This is a genomic window from Rhodococcus sp. WWJCD1, assembly GCF_002258735.1.
Taxonomy (GTDB): Bacteria; Actinomycetota; Actinomycetes; order Mycobacteriales; family Mycobacteriaceae; genus Rhodococcoides.
Genome location: NZ_NOXY01000005.1, coordinates 315,833 through 334,779, shown reverse-complemented (window position 1 = coordinate 334,779; position 18,947 = coordinate 315,833). Strand labels below are relative to the sequence as shown.

Here is an 18,947-nt window from a genome sequence, read left to right as displayed (position 1 = left end):
CCCAACGATGTCCGAGCGACGTACTCTCACCACCGGTCGAGTTGTTTTTCTCGTTGTCGCCGCCGCGGCACCGATGGCGGCCATGATCGGCAACGTACCGTTGGCTCTGATACGCGGAAACGGTGCCGGATTGCCGGCTGCCTATGCGATCAGTGCCGTTGTGCTGCTGTGCTTCTCGGTGGGATTCGCGGCGATCAGCCAGCAGGTGTACAGCACCGGTGCGTTCTACACCTACATCGGTCTGGCGCTGGGGAAGCCACCCGGTGTTGCTGCCGCATATGTCGCAGTTGTCGCGTATACCTCGCTGGCGTGCGGGCTTTCGGGCGCATTCGGATATTTCACGCATTTGGTCTTCGCCGATTCCGGTATCGACATTCCGTGGTACGTCTTCACGGCAGCCGCTGTCGTGATTGTCGCTTTTCTCGGCTTCCGAAATGCGGACCTCTCGGCCAAGGTGTTGGGAACGCTGATGGTGCTCGAGTTTGCTTTTCTGACAGTGTTCAACGTCCTGGTGGTGAGCGACAAGGGAACCGCGGCAGTGCCGCTGGAGTCGTTCACCCCGACGCAGGTGCTCTCCGGATCGCTGGGGATAGCGATGATGTTCGCCTTCTCGAGTTTCATCGGATTCGAGTCTGCGGCACTGTACGGCGAGGAAACCAAGGATCCCAGGCGCAGCATCCCGCGCGCGACGTTCATCGCGGTCACGCTCATCGCCGTCTTCTACGTGCTGACCAGTTGGATCATCGTCGGGGCCGCGGGCGGAGTCGACGCACCGGTGCTGGCCCAGACCGAACTGGGCAATCTTCTGTTCACGCTGGCGCAGCAGTACGGAGGAACCGTGCTGTACGACGGTACCGCGGTGCTGCTGTGCACCAGTGTGCTCGCGTCGTATCTCGCCGTGCACAACGCGGCCAGTCGATATCTGTTCGCCCTCGGGCGAGAGCGCGTACTTCCCGTGCGACTGGGCCGAATTCACCCGCGCCACTCGAGCCCGCACATCGGCAGCGTCACCGCCTCGGTCGTTGCTGCAGTGTCGCTGACTGCGTTCGCGGTGACCGGTGCAGACCCGTACCTGATCTACGCCGCCGGTGCCATCGGCCTCGGCACCCTCGGAGTGATCGCCCTTCAAGCCGCTGCGGCGCTGTCGGTGGTGGTGTTCTTCATCGGCCATCCGGATCGCTCACTGTGGCGCACCGGAATTGCCCCCGGCATCGGCTTCGCCGGGTTCATGACCGGATTGGTGCTTGCCGGAACGCATTACAGCATCCTGACCGGTTCCGATTCTGCGATCGTCAACGCAATTCCAGTGGTGCTGATCCTTGCGGCGATCCTCGGAGTCCTGGTGGCACTGCGCATCAGGCGTGCCGATCCGAAGACCTACGAGGGCATCGCCGCCGCCTACATGCGTCAGTGATCGGTTGTTCGACGAGCTTCGAGTAGCCGGAGCCAGATCTCGCTGACCGTCGGATACGACGGCACCGCATGCCACAGATCGTCGAGCGAGACCTTACCGACCACCGCGACAGTGGCGGCATGAACGAGCTCGGCGACGCCCGGCCCGACGAACGTCGCGCCCACTATCGTGTCGGTGCCGCGGTCGATCACCAGCTGCGCCCGGCCCGAGTAATCGTCCTGCTGCAGAGACGAACCCGCGACGGCGATGTCCTGCGCCACGATCTCGACGTCGATGCCTTGTTCACCGGCCTTTGCCTCGGTCAGTCCCACCGACGCCACCTCGACCGGTGTGAACACCACCTGGGGGATCTGACCGTGGTCTGCCGTGGCGCGGAATCGCTTCTGGTCCAGCGGCTTTCCTTCGGCCCTGGCGGCAATGACGTCACCGGCCACCCGGCCCTGGTACTTCCCCATGTGCGTCAGCGGCGCGCGGCCGTTGACGTCACCCACTGCGTACAGCCAGTCGTGACCCGGAACCGACAGGTGATCGTCGACGTCGATGTAGTGGCCCTCGTCGAGTCCGAGGTTCGACAGGCCGAGGTCAGAGCTCGCCGGAGTACGTCCCGCAGCGACGAGAACTTCGTCGGCGACCATCTCGCTACCGCCGACGACCAGAGTGACCGGGCCGCCGTGGATTCGTCCGATGCCGGTGGCGGCAGGGTTCTCTCGTGACACCGACTCGAGGGAGGCGTCGAGCATGATCGTTGCGCCGCGCTTCTTCAGAGCCTCGGCGACCAGTTCGCCGGCGAACGGTTCGGAACCGGCCAGCAGCGACGATCCGCGCACGATCATCGTCACCTTTGCTCCGAGAGAGAGCAACCAGGTGGCCGCCTCCGTCGCGACGACGCCACCGCCGATCACCGCGATGTGCCCGGGCGTCTCGTGAATGTTGGTGGCATCGCGGGAGATCCACGGCTGGGCGTCGCGCAGACCGGGGGTGTTCGGCACCGAGGCTGTGGTTCCGGTGGCGAGGACAACGGCGTGACGGGCAGTGAGTGTGCGGCCGTCGACCTCGACGGTCTTGATCCCGGTGAGTCGCCCATGGCCACGGATCACCGAGATGCCCGCCGACTCGGCCCACGTCACCTGCGAGGAGTCGTCCAGGCCGTGGGTGTAGGACTCGCGTCGGGCCAGAACAGCGTCGGCATCGAGGGGCTGATCACCGACCAATTCTTTGACTCCCGGCATGTTTCGCGCGGTGTCGAGAACCTCGCTCGGACGCAGCAGTGCCTTGCTGGGCATGCAGGCCCAATAGGAGCATTCACCGCCGAGTAGTTCGTGCTCGACGATCACTGCGGTGCGATCGCTGCCCTGTATTGCGTACTGTGCGGCGTTCTCGCCGACCGGGCCACCGCCGATAACGATGACATCGAATTCCGAGCTCTCTGGGGCCATCACTCCACAGTGACATAGGCTCGCCGTTTATGGCGACCACTCGGAACAAGATTCTGATCACCGGAGCGAGCTCGGGGCTCGGTGAGGAAATGGCCCGACGGTTCGCCGCCATGGGCCGCGATCTGGCGCTGTGTGCCAGGCGGGTGGAGCGACTCGACGAACTCCGCGTCGAGTTGATGCACCAGAACCCGAACATCACCGTCTCGGTCCGTGCCCTCGACGTCACTGATCACGATGCAGTGGGCGAGGTGTTCGGCACGTTGCGAGACGAACTGGGCGGACTCGATCGAGTCATCGTCAATGCCGGGCTCGGCAAGGGCGCGAAGATCGGCACCGGGCGGGCCGAGGCCAACCTGGAGACCGCGCGCACCAACTTCGTCGGTGCCCTGTCGCAGGCGGAGGCCGCACTCTCGATCTTCCGAGAGCAGAAGCGCGGGCACCTGGTGTTCGTTTCGTCGATCAGTGCAGACCGGGGACTGCCGGGAGCCAAGGCGGCCTACTCGGCGAGCAAGGCTGCCGTGGCCTCGCTGGGCGAATCGCTGGCGACCGAACTGGCGCGAACCGACATCGCCGTCACCACGTTGCTGCCGGGCTTCATCGCCACCGACATGTCCGCCAAGGCGGGCGACAGTGCCGCTCTCACAGCCACTCTGGACCAGGGTGTGACCGCCATGATCGACGCGATCGAGAGCGAAACTCGCCGCGCCGCGCTGCCCGGCCTCAAGTGGCGAGGCATCGACGCGGCGCTGCGGTTTCTGCCGAACGTGCTGACGGATCGAATGGTCTGACTACTGCAAGTAGCCCTCGACCTGGTTGACGCTGTTGGCGGTTGCGGTATCGGGGTCCTTGCCCGCGTCGATGCGTGCGCGGCGCTGGCGCAGCAGGTCCCAGCACTGATCGAGGGCGTGCTCGAGGGAGGCCAATTCGGCCTTCTCGGTAGTCGGGTCGATGTCGCCGGCCTGGGTCTCGCTGCGGAGCTTGTGCTCGGTGGCGATGAGCTGCTGGATCTTGGTGTGGATATCGTGCTCGTTCATGGCGACCACGGTAGACCTACCAGGGTTTACCGGCCAGGTTTCGCGTCGCGAGAGCTCGTTGTACAGCCGATGCGAGCTCGGCCGACGAACCGACCAGGGCGTCGTCGGTGCACACGAGCGAGAGCGTGTAGTTGCCGTTCATTCGAGAGATGTAGGTCGACATTCTGATGGTGGACACTGCGCCCGACGGATTCGGGTGGATCGCCCGGGTGGCCAGCCCGCGTGATCGGTGGGGGCCGAGGGTGGTGACGGCACTCGGGATATCGCCGATGTTGGAGCACAACACTTCTCCGCGTCCCGGTGTCGACGTCAGCTTCGCGGCGATGCGGTGGGGGAGCAGCTGAACGATCTCCGGTGGATAGCCGGCCGGCGCTCCGACGGGAGCTCCGAATGCGGCCTTGCAGGCGATTCGGATGTCCGCGGGTGAGTCGCTTCCACGGACGGCGACGGTGGCCATCCCGATCGAGTTGGCATCACCGGATCCGGTGCGGAAGGGGATGTCGACGGTCACGGCGGGTGAACCGAGTTCGCTCATCGTGGCGGCCACAATGGAGACGAACAAGGAATTGGCCGAACCGCCAACGCTTTCTGCCGCCGAATCCCACTCTGCAACATCGATATCGACGATCACCGCGTGCATCTGCCGCGCCCGGTGCGGGGCGACGCCACCGGTGTCGGCGGTGGTGAACGCACGCAGTTCGGCTCGGGCCTTCTTGCTGACCCACAACCTCGCCGTCGCTGCGATGGATCGAACGAGGACTTTCAGGATCATCGCGATCGCGTCTCGGGCATCCGAGCCTGGATGCGGGACGGGGACGGGCCTTGTGTCACCGGAGAATGCCTGTGCGGCAGCATCTATGAGACCCCGCGCATCGGCCAACGCGTGTGAGCAGACCAACGACACCACGGTGCCGCCGTGCGTGAGGGGAGCGGCCGTCAATCGCCAACCGGGACCGTACTGCGGGTCGAGTGGAACGTCGGCCTGGGTATCGGCCCATGCGATGACGTCGTCGACGGCATCGGTGCCGTACTCGAGCGGCAGCGACTCAGGTGAGATGTCCCAGCGGAGTCGGGCACCGGGTATGCGGGGCTTGCCGACTCTACGGCCGAGTTGCCCGACGGCCAATTCTTGATGTACCCGGCCGAGTTCCTGCCTCGTCACCGTCTCGGTGGTACGCCAGATACCCTGCAGTGCAATGGGAATGCCATATCCGCGATGGGTGCGGAGGAAAATCTCGTCGATCACCGACAAGCGTGTCGAGATCACGGACTCGGGGTGCCGTGGCGTCCCGCGCCCGAGACGAACTTGCTCGCGCCCGAGAGCGCGTCGGCGGTGATCGAGATGGCACCATGTCGAAACTCGTTCTTCATCGCGGACTCCTCGTCAAGGCCGTCCTGCTCGAGAACGGACAATCGATCCTCGCGCATGCAGGTCTGGGGCAGTAGAGCGAGTTCGGCGGCCAAGGCCTCCGCTTCGGAGCGGGCCCGCCCCACCGGAACCACTCGGGTGATCAGTCCGATGTTCAGAGCTTCCTGGGCATCGACGGCGCGGCCCGTGAGGATCATGTCCATCGCCCGACCGGTACCGATGATGCGCGGCAATCGCACTGTGCCGCCGTCGATCAACGGAACACCCCACCGGCGGCAGAACACGCCGAACGTGGCGTCGTCCTCGGCGATACGCAGGTCGCACCACAGTGCCAGCTCGAGTCCGCCCGCGACGGCGTACCCGGAGACCGCCGCGATGACCGGCTTGGACAACCGCATCCGCGTCGGACCCATCGGGCCGTCACCGTGTTCGGTCGCGTGGTTCGAGCGGGATGTGCCGAGCGCGCCGAGGTCGGCTCCCGAGCAGAACGTGCCACCCTCGCCCCACAGCACTGCCACCGATGCGGCCTCGTCGGCGTCGAACTCCTCGAACGCCTGAATCAGCTCTTGGGCCGTGGGGCCGTCGACGGCGTTCCGCACCTCCGGGCGCGACAGAACGATTGTGGTGACGGGGCCTGATCGTTCGATCCGTACCGGCATGTCTGTGAACCCTACTCGAGTTCTCTTGCGTGAAGCAATGAATCAGTGCTTCAATCCTTGCATGCCCTATCGCCGAACCCCCGCGGTGCAAGCCAGGCTCGACGCCGGCCGCGAGAAGCTGTTCGCTGCCGCCATCGAGGTGCTCTCGACGCACGGCTACGCAGGTCTGTCGATCGCGTCGGTCGCTGCGGCCGCGGGAGTATCCGCAGGCAGCGTCTACACCCACTTCGAGGGCAAGGCGGACCTGGTGGTCGCCATCTTCCGCGAGGTCTGCGGCCGTGAGGTCGCCGCGGTGGTCGCCGTTGCCGGGCATGGAAGCACTGCCGAGCGGGTGACGGCAGTGGTGGAGACCTTCGCCGGACGAGCCCTGAAGAACCGAACGATGGCGTACGCGCTGCTCGCCGAACCGGTGGACCCCGCCGTCGACGCCGAGCGGTTGGTCTTCCGGCGGAAATTCACCGAGGCATTCGCCGACGCGATCGCTGCAGGCATCGCAGCCGGGGAGATCCCCGAGCAGGACGCAGCGATCTCGGCAGCAGGTCTGGTCGGGGCCGTCGGCGAAGTTCTGGTCGGTCCGTTGTCTTCCCATGAATCCAAGGATCCGGTCCCGGGTCTGGTCGCATTGTCGTTGCGCGCGTTAGGAGTTCGAGATGGACACGCATGAGGTATTCAATCAGGCAATCGACCTGAGCCCGTACGACACATCCGCGGACGCGTCGTTGCTCGACGGCCTGGCGCGGGCCGGTGGCGGCTGGGCGCTCGACGAGGTTCGGCAGTTGGGAGCCCTCGCCGGCGGAGTCGAGGCTCAGGAGTGGGGGCGGCTCGCCAACGAGAACCCACCTGTGTTGAAGACTCACGATCGCTACGGTCATCGCATCGACGAGGTCGAATTCCACCCGCACTGGCACGATTTGATGACCGTCGCCGTCGAGCACGGACTGCATGCCAGCCCCTGGACCGACGATCGTGTGGGTGCGCACGTTGCCCGCGCCGCGAAGTTCTACGTCTGGGGACAGACCGAGGCGGGTCATATGTGCCCCATCTCGATGACCTACGCCGTCGTTCCGGCACTGCGGCACAACCCCTCTCTGGCAGCACAATACGAGCCGTTGTTGGCCTCGCGGGAATACGACTTCGGTCTGCGTGTCCCGTCCGAGAAACGCGGACTGATCGCCGGTATGTCGATGACCGAGAAGCAGGGCGGATCCGACGTCCGCGCCAACACCACCACCGCAACCCCGTCGTCGGACGGGACGTATTCGATCATCGGTCACAAGTGGTTCACCTCTGCGCCGATGTCGGACATGTTCCTCACCCTGGCGCAGGCACCGGGTGGGCTGTCGTGTTTCATGCTTCCGCGCGTCCTGCCCGATGGCACCCGTAACCGAATGATGCTGCAGCGCTTGAAGGACAAGCTGGGCAACAAGTCGAATGCATCCGGCGAGCTCGAGTACCACGGGGCGACCGGTTGGCTCGTGGGTGAAGAGGGCCGCGGCGTGCGCACCATCATCGAGATGGTGAACATGACCAGGCTGGACTGCGTCATAGGATCTGCGGCGGGAATTCGTAACGCCACAGTCCGCGCGGTTCATCATGCTCGGCACCGAGCGGCGTTCGGCGCTCAGCTGATCGATCAACCACTGATGCGAAACGTGCTGGCGGACTTGACCATCGAATCCGAGGCCGCGACCGCCGCCATGATTCGTCTGGCGCAGGCCACCGACGGCTCGGCCCGCGGCGACGAGCAGGAGAGCGCACTGCGCCGAATCGCGTTGGCCATCACCAAGTACTGGGTATGCAAGCGGGCACCGGCACATGCCGCCGAAGCCCTCGAATGTCTCGGTGGTAACGGCTATGTCGAGGAATCGGGTATGCCTCGGTTGTTCCGCGAATCGCCGTTGATGTCGATCTGGGAAGGGTCGGGCAACGTCGCCGCACTCGATTCCCTGCGTGCATTGGCGCGGCAGCCGGACAGCGTCGAGGCCTTCTTCGGTGAGATCGGCCAGGCATCGGGCGTGGATTCTCGCCTCGACGACGCCATCGCGCGTGTCGGGAAAGAACTCTCCGACACCTCGGACATGGAGTATCGGGCCAGGCGAGTCGTCGAACTGATGGCTCTGACCTTCCAAGGTGCGCAGCTGGTGATGCACGGGAATCCTGCTGTGGCCGATGCGTTCTGCGCCACTCGACTCGACCGCGACTGGGGCATCGCCTTCGGCACCCTGCCGACGGGAGTCGATACCTCAGCGGTGTTGGCGCGGGTGTGATGCCGCGGATCGGCTCCTCACTTTCGAAAATGTGACGCCGATCGGAGTCGGTTATCCGAAACTGGGGAGCTGATCCGCTGCCAGACGCTGGTCCCCGAACCACCCGGCCGGCGTAGGCAAGGCTGCCGCGCGGGCGAAGGCCTGCTCGAAGCGGCGCAGCAGAGCCCGCGGATCGTCCAAGTCTCGCCAGTTCCAGCGCACTACAACCCACCCCAGATCTCGGAGTCTGTCCTCGCGGTACTTCTCGTCGAGGAGTACCCGCTTCGAGTCGTACTTGGACTCGCCGTCGAACTCGCCGATCACTTTGAACTCCCAGAACAGAAAGTCGACGCGTCCGACGAATCGGCCCGCCCCGTCGTATACCCACTGATTGAGCAGCGGCGTGGGCAGGGGCAGCGTCTCGAAGAGCATGCGACTTCGAGATTCGCCGACGCTCTCGCTCCGTCCGCTCATCAGCGATACTGCCCGCCGGGCGGCGGAGATACCGGTGCGGAAGCGAGCCGACTCCACTGCCACCGACAGGGCGTCGGAATCGGTGTGGCCTGATCTGAGTGCGCTGTCGCCCACGCACACGGATCGATCCACGGTGGTGGTTCGCGCAATGTCGACGATGGTCCGGGCCGCTGTCGTGACCGCGTAACCGTTGATCGTCGTACGTTCGGTGGGATCCAGCATGGTGCCGTGGAGGATTCGTAGCGGCCGACGCTTGCTGGCGTAGTCGAGTCCGTGGGTCATGTGGACCTTGTCCAGCGGAAGCTGCCAGATGTCGAAGCCCCAGGCAATCGCTGCCGAAACATGGCTGAGGACTTCGCCCGATGGTGCCGACAACAGGTACGACCGCGCGAGCAGCGAGTGACGTTCTGTCGGACTGGCCGACTGCATCACGTCGCCCGGTACGTAGAAGCCTGGTCGCAGGACCGACAGCTCACCGGTGCGGCGGAGTCGCCGCAGGTCGTCGTCGGTCAGACCGAACGCGAGCGCATCGGCTCGCGTGAACAGATCCGTCTGGGGTAAGTCCATGACTACTTGGACGCGCCGACCGTCGAATCGGATCCGTCTAGCGCTAAAAAGCTCCCCAGTTTTGGATTTCCGACGCCGATCGCAGGCAGATTTTCAGAACTGGGGAGCTGATTCGCAGCCGAAGCTAACTCGCACGACCCCGCTGCGCCCGGTACCAGCGCACCAGGGAATCGGTCGATGAATCCGACTGTGCAGCAGGAGCTTCGGAGTCGGTGAGCACCGGTGTCAGTTCGAGGGCCTGAGTCTTGCCCAGTTCGACGCCCCACTGGTCGTAGGAGTCGACGCCCCAGATGACGCCTTCGACGAACACCTGATGCTCGTACAGGGCGATCAATTGGCCGACCACCGACGGCGTGAGCTTCGACGCGAGAATCGAGGTGGACGGACGGTTGCCCGGCATCACCTTGTGCGGCACCACATCTGCAGGTGTGTCCTCGGCGGCGATCTCCTCGGCCGTTTTGCCGAAGGCGAGCACCTTGGTCTGGGCGAAGAAGTTGCTCATCAGCAGGTCGTGCATCGAGCCGGTGCCGTCGCGGGTGGGTAGATCGTCGGTCGGCTCGGCAAATCCGATGAAGTCGGCAGGCACCAAACGTGTTCCCTGGTGCAGCAATTGGTAGAAGGCGTGCTGGCCGTTGGTGCCCGGCTCGCCCCAGAAGATCTCGCCGGTGGGGGTGGTGACGGGGGAGCCGTCGGCCTTGACGGACTTGCCGTTGGACTCCATCGTCAACTGCTGCAGGTACGCGGCGAAGCGGGACAGGTCGTTCGAATACGGAAGCACTGCACGGGTTTCCGCGCCGAAGAACGAGCTGTACCACAGGCCGATCAGGCCGAGCAGCACCGGTGCGTTCTCGGCGAGAGGCGTCAACCGGAAGTGCTCGTCGATCCGATGGAAGCCGTCCAGGAATTCGCCGAACGCGTCTTTGCCGACGACGGCCATGACCGACAGACCGATTGCCGAATCGACGGAATAGCGTCCGCCGACCCAGTCCCAGAAGCCGAACATGTTGGCGGTGTCGATGCCGAAATCCGCGACGCGCTCGGCGTTGGTGGACACGGCGACGAAGTGCTTGGCGACGGCGTCTTCACCGAGTGCGTCGACGAGCCAGCGACGGGCCGCGGTCGCGTTGGTCAATGTTTCGAGGGTGGAGAACGTCTTGGACGCGATGATGAACAGCGTCGATGCCGGGTCGAGTCCGTCGAGTGCACCGACCAGATCGGCTGGGTCGACGTTGGAGACGAACTTCGCGGAAATCCCCGCGTCGGCGTAGTGCCGGAGCGCGTTGTAGACCATGACCGGTCCGAGGTCGGATCCGCCGATGCCGATGTTGACGACGGTGGAGATCTTGTCGCCGGTGGCACCGACCCATTCGCCCGAACGCACACGATCGGTGAATTCGCCCATAGCAGTGAGGACTTCGTGTACATCGGCGACGACGTCCTGGCCGTCGACGGTCAACGACGCGTCGGCCGGTAGACGCAACGCGGTGTGCAGAACGGCGCGGTCCTCGGAGGTGTTGATGTGCTCGCCCGAGAACATCGCGTCGCGCTTGCCTTCGACATCGGCGGTGCGGGCGAGCTCGACGAGCAACTCGACGGTCTCGCGAGTGATTCGGTGCTTGCTGTAGTCGATGTGAAGATCGGCGGCGTCGAGGGTGAATGTGTGCGCTCGGTCGGAGTCCTCGGCGAACAGTGTCCGAAGATGAGTATCGGCGATCGTGGAGTGGTGATCGGTCAGCTTCTGCCAGGCATCCGTGCCGGTGATATCGACGCTCATACGAACCAACAGTAATCCCGTGCCGAGTCGCGCGCGCGTCGTTTGTCGTTTGCGTCAGGCCCTGCGGAGGCATCATGGACGGTATGGACCAACGTGCATTGATCGAATCGATTCCGGCAAAACTGTGGATCGGCGGCAAGGCCGTCGACGCAGAGGGAGGCAAGACGTTCGCGGTGAACGATCCGGCGACCGGCAAGCCCCTGACCGAGGTGGCGGACGCATCGCCCGCCGACGCGATGAAGGCGCTCGACGCCGCCGCTGCAGCGCAGAAGAGCTGGGCGGCAACGCCTGCGCGCGAGCGCAGCGAGATTCTGCGAGCGGCCTTCGAGAAGGTCACCGAACGCGCCGACGACATCGCGCTGCTGATGACGCTCGAGATGGGCAAAGCACTCGCCGAGTCCAAGGCCGAAGTGAAATACGGTGCCGAGTTCTTCCGCTGGTTCGCCGAGGAAGCCGTGCGCATCGGCGGGCGCTACACCCCGGCTCCTGCGGGCAACGGTCGAATTCTCGTCACCAAGGCTCCCGTGGGCCCGGTATTGGCGATCACCCCGTGGAACTTCCCGCTCGCGATGGGTACCAGGAAGATCGGGCCTGCTCTGGCCGCCGGCTGCACCATCGTCGTCAAGCCCGCCCGCGAGACCCCGCTGACGATGCTGCTGCTCGCGCAGATCTTCGACGAGGTCGGCTTGCCCGAAGGTGTGCTCTCGGTACTGACGACGTCGAAGTCCGGCGACGTCACCGGACCACTTCTCGAAGACCCACGCTTGCGGAAACTCACGTTCACCGGCTCGACGGGAGTCGGTAAATCGCTCGTCGAGAAATCTGCGACGAGGTTGCTGCGGACGTCGATGGAACTGGGTGGCAATGCCCCGTTCGTAGTGTTCGACGACGCGAACATCGACGACGCGGTGGACGGCGCGATGCTGGCGAAGATGCGCAACGGCGGAGAGGCCTGCACCGCGGCGAACCGGCTGCACGTGCACAACAGCGTTCGCGAGGAGTTCACCAACAAGTTGGTGGCGAAGATGTCCGAGATGAAGCTCGGACCCGGCGTCGACCCCGACACCAAGCTCGGGCCACTGATCAACGCAGATCAGCTCGAAACCGTGCAAGAGCTCGTCGACGATGCAGTGGAGAAGGGAGCGACGGTCGCGCTCGGCGGTACCGCACCGGGCGGAGATGGGTACTTCTACCCGGCGACCGTGCTCACCGACGTGCCAGCCAAGGCCAGGATCCTGAGAGAGGAAGTGTTCGGGCCTGTCGCTCCCATTGTCGGCTTCGACACCGAGCAGGAAGGTATCGACGCAGCGAACGCCACCGAATACGGCCTGGCGTCGTACATCTACACCGAGAACCTGGACCGCGCACTACGGGTGGCCGACGCCATCGACAGCGGAATGGTGGGCGTCAACCGCGGAGTGATCTCGGACGCGGCTGCGCCGTTCGGTGGAGTCAAGGAATCGGGATTCGGCCGTGAGGGCGGATCCGAGGGCATCGAGGAATACCTCGAGACCAAGTACATCGCGTTGACGTAGAACGTCGGTTGGGCGTGCATCCGCGCGCCCAACCGAGGGGTCTATCAGTGTCCGAGGCGACCGCGACCGAGGCGGAGCAGGAGCATGGCCAACGTGTGGCCTTCCTGACCGAGGCTGCTGAAACGCTCGAGGACCTTCATCTCGCGGCTGTGCACCAGGCGCGGACCACCGGAGGCCATGCGGGTGCGGCCGATGATCTGCGAGACCTCGGAGCGACGCTTGATTGCCGTCAGGATCTCGGCATCGAGGCGGTCGATTTCCTGGCGCAAATCGTTGATCTCGGCCTCGCTGGAAGGCACTGCAATCTCTGAGTCGATCTTCGTCGTCATGGCCATCGTCTCTCCTCGGGTCACATCTTGGATCGCTGCGTCGTCCGTCACCGTTACGCCTTTCGTATTCGGAGCTGCATCGCTCGGCGGCTCGGTTCCCGGCTCGAATTTCCTGCCCGGACCTTCGAGCCCCCGCCTGGAACCAGGGGCGTTGCGTCTATCGACAGGCTCCCGTACGTATGGCTGAGGAGCGGCCGACCCGACGCAGGCGATGACGTACGGTTTTTTCGATCACCGATCCAGTGTGCCACGGGCCGACCGTCCTGAAAAGTTATCCGTCGAGGCCGGGACCACGCGATGTGGGTTTGTCGGTACGCGCCGGTAACCTGACCTGACGATGAACACATTCCTCCAAGGCCTCGCGTCCCGTAAGAATGCTGCGTCCGACGCGTTGTTGGAAGGGCTCAATCCCCAGCAGCGTGAGGCCGTTGTGCACACCGGATCGCCGCTGCTCATCGTGGCTGGAGCCGGTTCGGGCAAGACAGCGGTGCTGACGCGTCGTATCGCGTATCTGCTCGCCGAGCGCGGGGTGTCCCCAGGTCAGATTCTGGCCATCACGTTCACCAACAAGGCCGCCGCGGAGATGCGCGAGCGAGTCGCCGGTCTGGTGGGACCGCGAGCGAATGCGATGTGGGTATCGACGTTCCACTCGAGTTGTGTGCGAATTCTGCGGGCACAGGCAGCGCTGTTGCCCGGGCTGAACTCGAACTTCTCGATCTACGACGCCGACGACTCGCGCCGATTGCTGACGATGATCTCCAAGGATCTGCAGATCGACACCAAGAAGTTCTCGGCGCGGCTGCTCTCGACGGCGATCTCCAACCTCAAGAACGAACTGATCGGCCCGGACAAGGCCACCGAGGACGCCGACGGCGACCCTGCCGAGCTGCCGCGGCTCGTCGCGAAGGTCTATCGCATCTATCAGCAGCGTCTGCGCGCGGCCAACGCCATGGACTTCGACGACCTCATCGGCGAGACAGTGGGAATTCTGCAGGCCTTCCCGCAGGTGGCCCAGTACTACCGCCGCAGATTCCGGCACGTGCTGGTCGACGAGTATCAGGACACCAACCACGCTCAGTACATGCTGGTGCGAGAGCTGGTGGGCACTCCCGATGCCGACGGAGCGCTCGAGGGCACCGTCGCTCCGGGAGAGCTGTGTGTGGTGGGCGATGCCGATCAGTCCATCTACGCCTTCCGCGGCGCGACCATCCGCAACATCGAGGAATTCGAGCGCGACTACCCCGACGCTCGCACTATCTTGCTCGAGCAGAACTACCGGTCGACGCAGAACATTCTCTCGGCCGCCAATGCCGTGATCTCTCGCAACATCGGTCGCCGCGAGAAGAAGTTGTGGACCGACACCGGCGAGGGCGAGCTGATCGTCGGTTACGTCGCAGACAACGAGCACGACGAGGCGTCGTTCGTGGCCTCGGAGATCGACCGACTCGTCGACGGCGGAGATGTGCGCTTCGACGAGGTAGCGGTGTTCTATCGCACCAACAACTCCTCGCGTGCGCTCGAAGAGATCTTCATTCGACTCGGTCTGCCGTACAAGGTCGTCGGCGGCGTCCGGTTCTACGAGCGCAAGGAAGTACGGGACCTGGTCGCGTATCTGCGGGTGCTGTCCAACGAGGACGACACCGTCAGCATGCGACGCATCCTGAACACCCCGCGCCGAGGTATCGGCGATCGTGCCGAGGCGTGTGTCGCCGTCCACGCGGAGCAACGTGACATCAGCTTCTCGCGCGCCTTGCACGACGCGGCCGCGGGCAGGGTGGCGTTGCTCAACTCGCGGCAGCAGAAGTTGATCGCACAGTTCATGGAATTGCTCGACGAACTGCGCGCCGTACTCACCGCGACCGACGGCGACGGAAACGACATCGCAGATATCGGTGATGTCGTCGAAGCCGTTCTCGACCGCACCGGCTACCGCGCCGAACTCGAAGCCAGCAGTGATCCGCAGGACGGTGCACGCCTGGACAATCTCAACGAACTTGTGAGCGTGGCAAGGGAGTTCACGTCCGAGGCGCGAAACCAGGCCGCGGTGGCGGAGGAAGCGCTTGAGACAGGCGACGACCGAAGCGAGGACGACGGTGGCGTCGACGGGCTGGCCGAACCGGGTTCGCTCGCGGCGTTCCTCGAACGGGTCTCCCTGGTGGCCGATACCGATCAGATTCCCGACTCGGGCACCGGAGTCGTCACATTGATGACGCTGCACACCGCGAAGGGCCTGGAGTTTCCGGTCGTCTTCGTGACCGGCTGGGAGGACGGCCAATTCCCGCACATGCGAGCACTGGGTGACCCCAACGAACTGTCCGAGGAACGACGCCTGGCATACGTGGGCATTACTCGCGCACGGCAGCGGCTCTATCTCACGCGCGCGATCATGCGGTCGGCGTGGGGCCAGCCTATCGCGAACCCGGAATCGCGGTTCCTGCAAGAGGTTCCGCAGCACCTGATCGATTGGCGACGTGAGGATCCCGGCACCGGCGGCGGCCGCGCGATCGGCGGTGGGAGATCCGGCAGCTACGGCTCGAACAGTTACGGCTCGGGCGGTGGTTACGGCTCGAACAGCTATGGCTCGGGTGGTTACGGCGGCTCCTCGTCACGCGGCCAGAGCTCGTCGCCCAGCTTCGGTGCCGCCAAGGGGCGCAACTCCAATCTTGTGCTCGCCGTCGGTGATCGAGTCAGTCACGACAAGTACGGCCTGGGTACGGTGCTGGAATCGACCGGTGCCGGGGTCAAAGCGATGGTCCTGATCGACTTCGGCTCGGCCGGCCGCGTCAAGATGATGCTCATCGGTGGCGTCCCGATGACCAAGCTGTAGAGACCAAGCTGTAAAGACCCCGACAACGCGAAAGCCGGGCCCTGCGAGAGCGGGGTCCGGCTTGTTGTGCAGTAGTGGAAGAGACTCAGTCCATTTCGGGTCCGAGGGAGATTCCTCGGGAGGCGAGCCAGGGGAGCGGGTCGATCTTGACTTCGCCCGGGAGGTGGACTTCGAAGTGCAGGTGCGGTCCGGTGGAGAAGCCGCGGTTGCCCATACGTGCGATCTGATCGCCGGCCATGACATCCTGGCCGACGGTGACGAGCGTGCTGTCGATGTGGCCGTAGACGGTGATCGTGCCGTCGGCGTGCTGCAGTCGTACCCACATGCCGAAGCCTGCGGCCGGACCGGAGTCGATGACCTTGCCGTCGGCGACGGCGTAGATCGGAGTTCCGATGGCGTTGGCAACGTCGACACCGGCGTGGAGAACGCCCCATCGAGTACCGAAGTTGGAGGTGTAGGTGCCCTGCGCGGGGAGGGCGAACAGGGGCCGGCGGGCGGCTGCTTCACGTGCAGCACGCTCTTCGCTGAAGCGCTGGCCCTTGGCGAGCAAGTCGTTGAACTGGCTCAGATCGGCCGGTGCCGCGACGCTGAGAATCTGCGGTGCCTGCGACGGCGTTGCGCTCGACGAATCTGCGTCGAGTTCGGCCGTCTGCGGGGCAGTGGTGGCCGCGACTGCGGCGGCGGGTGCTTCACCGGCGGCGAGCGCGTACTCGGAGGTGGCGACCGCGGTGGGCGAGTCGTCGTTGATGACGGCCTGGCCTGCAGCTACGACAGCACCGGCAGCCACGGCGAGTACAGCAGCGCGGCCTTTGAGGGCGGTGGGGGGAAGCGGGATTCGGTGTGCGCCGCCGCGACGGGCCACGGGGGTGGCGTCTGCGGTGGTCGCGAACGTCGTGACGACGGTCGGTGCTTCGTCGGGTGCTACGTAGGCGGTGTCGACGTACTCGGCCTCGGCGTACTGGTACGCGGGGTAGGAGTAGGCGTCGTACGCGCCGTTGTCGTCGGCAGGCTCGTAGCTGTAGACCGTGGTCGCTTCTTCAGCGGCGGGTCGAGAGAACCGGCTGGAGGTGAAGGACGCACGGTGTTGCTGCAAGACCTACAACCTCCGTTATCCGTGACCTGGCCGTTACTGAAAGACTCGGCAGACGGTAACGAAATGATTGCGGGGCGCGCAAGTTAACAGCCCAAACTGGGAGGATATGTGAGATGGCTCACAGGCCGACCAGTGTTTATGTCGTGAGGAGCCACATCCGTAATCGGACACCCGGAGTGCATGAAGCAACAGTAACGGTGTCCACGTCCGTCGAGCCGATACCGTGATCCGAATGCCGACTCCCACCTTCGACGACTCGTCCGCCCGCGGTTCCGAGCGTGCGGAACCGCAACGAATCGAGCCGCTCGATGGGCCGGGCGACAGAGCGGACGATCCGTCACCCACGTCGCGCGTCGCGGTTGCACTCGTCTTCGCTCTGATCGCAGCAGCTGCCGCGGTGGCGGCCCCACTCGTCGGCGTCGTCCGAAGCGTCGACGGTTCGCCGGTGGGAAGCGGCGCCGCGTCGGTCGCGGTTGTTGCCGTCGCTCTTCCGATCCTGGTTGCCGTCGCAGCGGCGGTGGGTGCTGCCACGAGGCGTATCGAATTCGCCGCGGCACTCCTGGCCGGGTACGGCGCGGTGGCTCTCGGAATCACGCTGCTGGACATCGCTCTGCTGTCGGATCCGATCGACGCGAATCGGCTCGAGCTTTTTCGTCCCCTGAGCGCAGCCATGCTCGACTCCACCACTGGTGCCCAGATTCTGCTCGTCGGTCACGCAGCGTCGGTGCTGGCGGGCGTTGCGGGGTGGTCCGCGGTGCATCGCGCCGGGCTCGGTGACGGGTACGGCCACTCGGTCTATTCCGAGCATGTGGGGCGCGCGTCGGCGGGTCGGGTCGGTTCGTTGCTGGGGGCGTTGCTCGGCGTGTTCGGTGTGCTCGCGGCCGTCGCGGCGTTCTCGTCGCTGTACCGCTCGGAGGACCCGGTGGTGATCGTCACCGCCGTCGTGGAATCGCCGGTGTTCGTCGCCGTGGGATCCGGGGTCGTCGGCGTCGCGGCACTCGTGGTGGTTGCGTCGGCGCTGGCCTCGCTGTCGCCGCTGGTGGCCTCGGGTGCGTCCGTCGGAGCCGGACTCGGCGTGCTGGGGTTCGCGGGCGTCGGTCTGCTCGCCGGACTGAGCACCGGCGCTCGGGTGAGCGCCGGGCCCGGGGCCTATCTGGGGACGGCGGCCGGAATCGGGTTGCTGGTCTGCGGCGCAGCGCTCGCACCCGTCGCCGCTGCCCGAGACCGGCGCGCGCTGCAGCGAGCGCAGGAACGCGAGGCGGGTGCGCGAAGTGCCCGCGGGGTCGCTGGTCCAGGAGCGACCAGATGGCATGCCGCAGCAGGCAGTGCAGGCGTTCTCGCCGGCGCGCTGTTCGTCGTCGGATCGTTGCTGCCGATTCTCGAGACCGACTCGGGCACCGCCGTGCCGCAGATCCTGGCCACCCGGGTGGTGTTGGTCGCCGGCTTCGTGATGATTCTGGGTTCGGTGCCGCTGATGTTCTCCGAGTTCGCCTCTGCTGCACGCCCGTTCGTGGCCTTGTTCTGGCTCGGCGCGGTGTCGGCGGCGGCTTCGGTGTTGCAATCGGTCGTGCTTGCCGAGGACGTGGACGGAGTCGGCACCGGCATCGGCGCTCTCGCGATCATCGCGGGCGTCGTCGCAGCGGCAGTCACCGGACTCCTGGCACTGTTCGCCGGATCGGCCGAACGCGACGATGTCGACACATCCGCGGACGTGTCGACGGACGGCGTCGTGCTGGGTGTCGGGTTGCTCGGTGCCGCACTTCTCGCGATCGGCTTGGCGCTGCCGCTGTATCGGGGTAGCGACGTCACCGCGGCAACCGTCACCGAATTTCCGTGGGGTTGGGATACCTGGGGGCAGATGGTGCTCGCCGTCGGCATCGTCGTCGCAGCCCTCGTCGCCGCACGTGCTCGGGCCGCGCGCGGCTCAGTTCTGCTCGCGGCAGCAGCGGTCGCCGGCATCGTTCATCTCGCGTCCTGGCCGCTGACATCTGCGCGTGCAACGGATCCGGTGATGGGGCCCGCCGTACTGCCGTTGGTGGTGGGAATCGTCGTTCTCGGTGTCGCTGCGGCACTTTCGGCCCGCCGCGCCGATCGGTGACGGCCATTTCATCGCGCCCTCGGCGGTGAGATAGGCCACATAGCATGCATGCGCCCGATGCGCCGTCGGGGCACCTGGATAAAGTCCATGCT

General features: G+C 65.3%; 15 protein-coding genes. 7 read left to right on the top strand and 8 right to left on the bottom strand.

Annotated features, from left to right (window positions below; translation table 11 throughout):
- The first annotated feature begins 7 nt into the window (after positions 1–7).
- Positions 8–1,414 carry an APC family permease gene (locus tag CH286_RS03355; protein WP_094608323.1) on the top strand — a complete coding sequence of 469 codons (1,407 nt, stop codon included), beginning with the start codon at positions 8–10 and terminating at the stop codon, positions 1,412–1,414.
- On the opposite strand, the gene CH286_RS03350 is transcribed toward CH286_RS03355, so the two are convergent.
- A complete protein-coding gene (locus tag CH286_RS03350) occupies positions 1,408–2,850 on the bottom strand; it encodes a dihydrolipoyl dehydrogenase family protein (RefSeq protein ID WP_094608322.1) in 1,443 nt (480 codons plus the stop codon). The two genes, CH286_RS03355 and CH286_RS03350, sit on opposite strands and share 7 nt — an antisense overlap.
- Positions 2,851–2,879: 29 nt before the next feature.
- Here CH286_RS03350 and CH286_RS03345 point away from each other — a divergent pair, with 29 nt between their 5' ends.
- The gene (locus CH286_RS03345; protein WP_094608321.1) at positions 2,880–3,638 is read left to right on the top strand and encodes an SDR family oxidoreductase; all 759 of its coding nucleotides are present in this window, start codon (positions 2,880–2,882) and stop codon (positions 3,636–3,638) included.
- Here CH286_RS03345 and CH286_RS03340 read toward each other — a convergent pair whose 3' ends face one another.
- The 3 genes from CH286_RS03340 to CH286_RS03330 are packed head-to-tail and all read right to left on the bottom strand — an operon-like array spanning position 3,639 to position 5,912.
- Positions 3,639–3,884, bottom strand: a complete 246-nt coding sequence (locus CH286_RS03340) for a DUF2630 family protein (RefSeq protein WP_032378297.1) — start codon at positions 3,882–3,884, stop codon at positions 3,639–3,641. It lies immediately after the preceding gene.
- A gap of 16 nt (positions 3,885–3,900) precedes the next feature.
- On the bottom strand, positions 3,901–5,151 hold the full coding sequence (locus CH286_RS03335) for a hypothetical protein (protein WP_094608320.1): 1,251 nt from the start codon (positions 5,149–5,151) through the stop codon (positions 3,901–3,903).
- Positions 5,148–5,912: a crotonase/enoyl-CoA hydratase family protein gene (locus CH286_RS03330; protein ID WP_032404342.1), complete on the bottom strand. Its 765-nt coding sequence runs from the start codon at positions 5,910–5,912 to the stop codon at positions 5,148–5,150. Before CH286_RS03330 ends, CH286_RS03335 begins: the two co-directional genes overlap by 4 nt.
- A 61-nt stretch (positions 5,913–5,973) precedes the next feature.
- Here CH286_RS03330 and CH286_RS03325 point away from each other — a divergent pair, with 61 nt between their 5' ends.
- Positions 5,974–6,576, top strand: coding sequence for a TetR/AcrR family transcriptional regulator (locus CH286_RS03325; protein WP_032404341.1), 603 nt, complete (start codon positions 5,974–5,976; stop codon positions 6,574–6,576).
- On the top strand, positions 6,563–8,179 hold the full coding sequence (locus CH286_RS03320) for an acyl-CoA dehydrogenase family protein (RefSeq protein ID WP_094608319.1): 1,617 nt from the start codon (positions 6,563–6,565) through the stop codon (positions 8,177–8,179). Before CH286_RS03325 ends, CH286_RS03320 begins: the two co-directional genes overlap by 14 nt.
- A 51-nt stretch (positions 8,180–8,230) precedes the next feature.
- Here CH286_RS03320 and CH286_RS03315 read toward each other — a convergent pair whose 3' ends face one another.
- Both CH286_RS03315 and pgi read right to left on the bottom strand, forming a co-directional pair.
- Complete coding sequence (locus tag CH286_RS03315) at positions 8,231–9,199, bottom strand: type IV toxin-antitoxin system AbiEi family antitoxin domain-containing protein (RefSeq protein ID WP_094608318.1); 969 nt, start codon at positions 9,197–9,199, stop codon at positions 8,231–8,233.
- Between the two features lie 124 nt (positions 9,200–9,323).
- Positions 9,324–10,973: a glucose-6-phosphate isomerase gene (pgi, locus tag CH286_RS03310; RefSeq protein ID WP_032404339.1), complete on the bottom strand. Its 1,650-nt coding sequence runs from the start codon at positions 10,971–10,973 to the stop codon at positions 9,324–9,326.
- A gap of 83 nt (positions 10,974–11,056) precedes the next feature.
- Here pgi and CH286_RS03305 point away from each other — a divergent pair, with 83 nt between their 5' ends.
- Positions 11,057–12,508: an NAD-dependent succinate-semialdehyde dehydrogenase gene (locus CH286_RS03305; protein ID WP_094608392.1), complete on the top strand. Its 1,452-nt coding sequence runs from the start codon at positions 11,057–11,059 to the stop codon at positions 12,506–12,508.
- 44 nt (positions 12,509–12,552) lie between these two features.
- Here the strand turns inward: CH286_RS03305 and CH286_RS03300 are convergent, their stop codons facing one another.
- The gene (locus CH286_RS03300; RefSeq protein ID WP_032378292.1) at positions 12,553–12,843 is read right to left on the bottom strand and encodes a chorismate mutase; all 291 of its coding nucleotides are present in this window, start codon (positions 12,841–12,843) and stop codon (positions 12,553–12,555) included.
- 331 nt (positions 12,844–13,174) lie between these two features.
- Between CH286_RS03300 and CH286_RS03295 the strand changes: the two genes are divergently transcribed.
- Entirely contained in the window at positions 13,175–15,664 is a 2,490-nt protein-coding gene (locus CH286_RS03295) for a UvrD-helicase domain-containing protein (RefSeq protein WP_094608317.1), read from the top strand.
- Between the two features lie 85 nt (positions 15,665–15,749).
- Here CH286_RS03295 and CH286_RS03290 read toward each other — a convergent pair whose 3' ends face one another.
- Positions 15,750–16,757 (bottom strand): M23 family metallopeptidase, encoded by a 1,008-nt coding sequence (locus tag CH286_RS03290; RefSeq protein WP_032377333.1) that lies wholly within the window; start codon positions 16,755–16,757, stop codon positions 15,750–15,752.
- 232 nt (positions 16,758–16,989) lie between these two features.
- Between CH286_RS03290 and CH286_RS03285 the strand changes: the two genes are divergently transcribed.
- The gene (locus CH286_RS03285; protein WP_094608316.1) at positions 16,990–18,855 is read left to right on the top strand and encodes a hypothetical protein; all 1,866 of its coding nucleotides are present in this window, start codon (positions 16,990–16,992) and stop codon (positions 18,853–18,855) included.
- Positions 18,856–18,947: the final 92 nt, after the last annotated feature.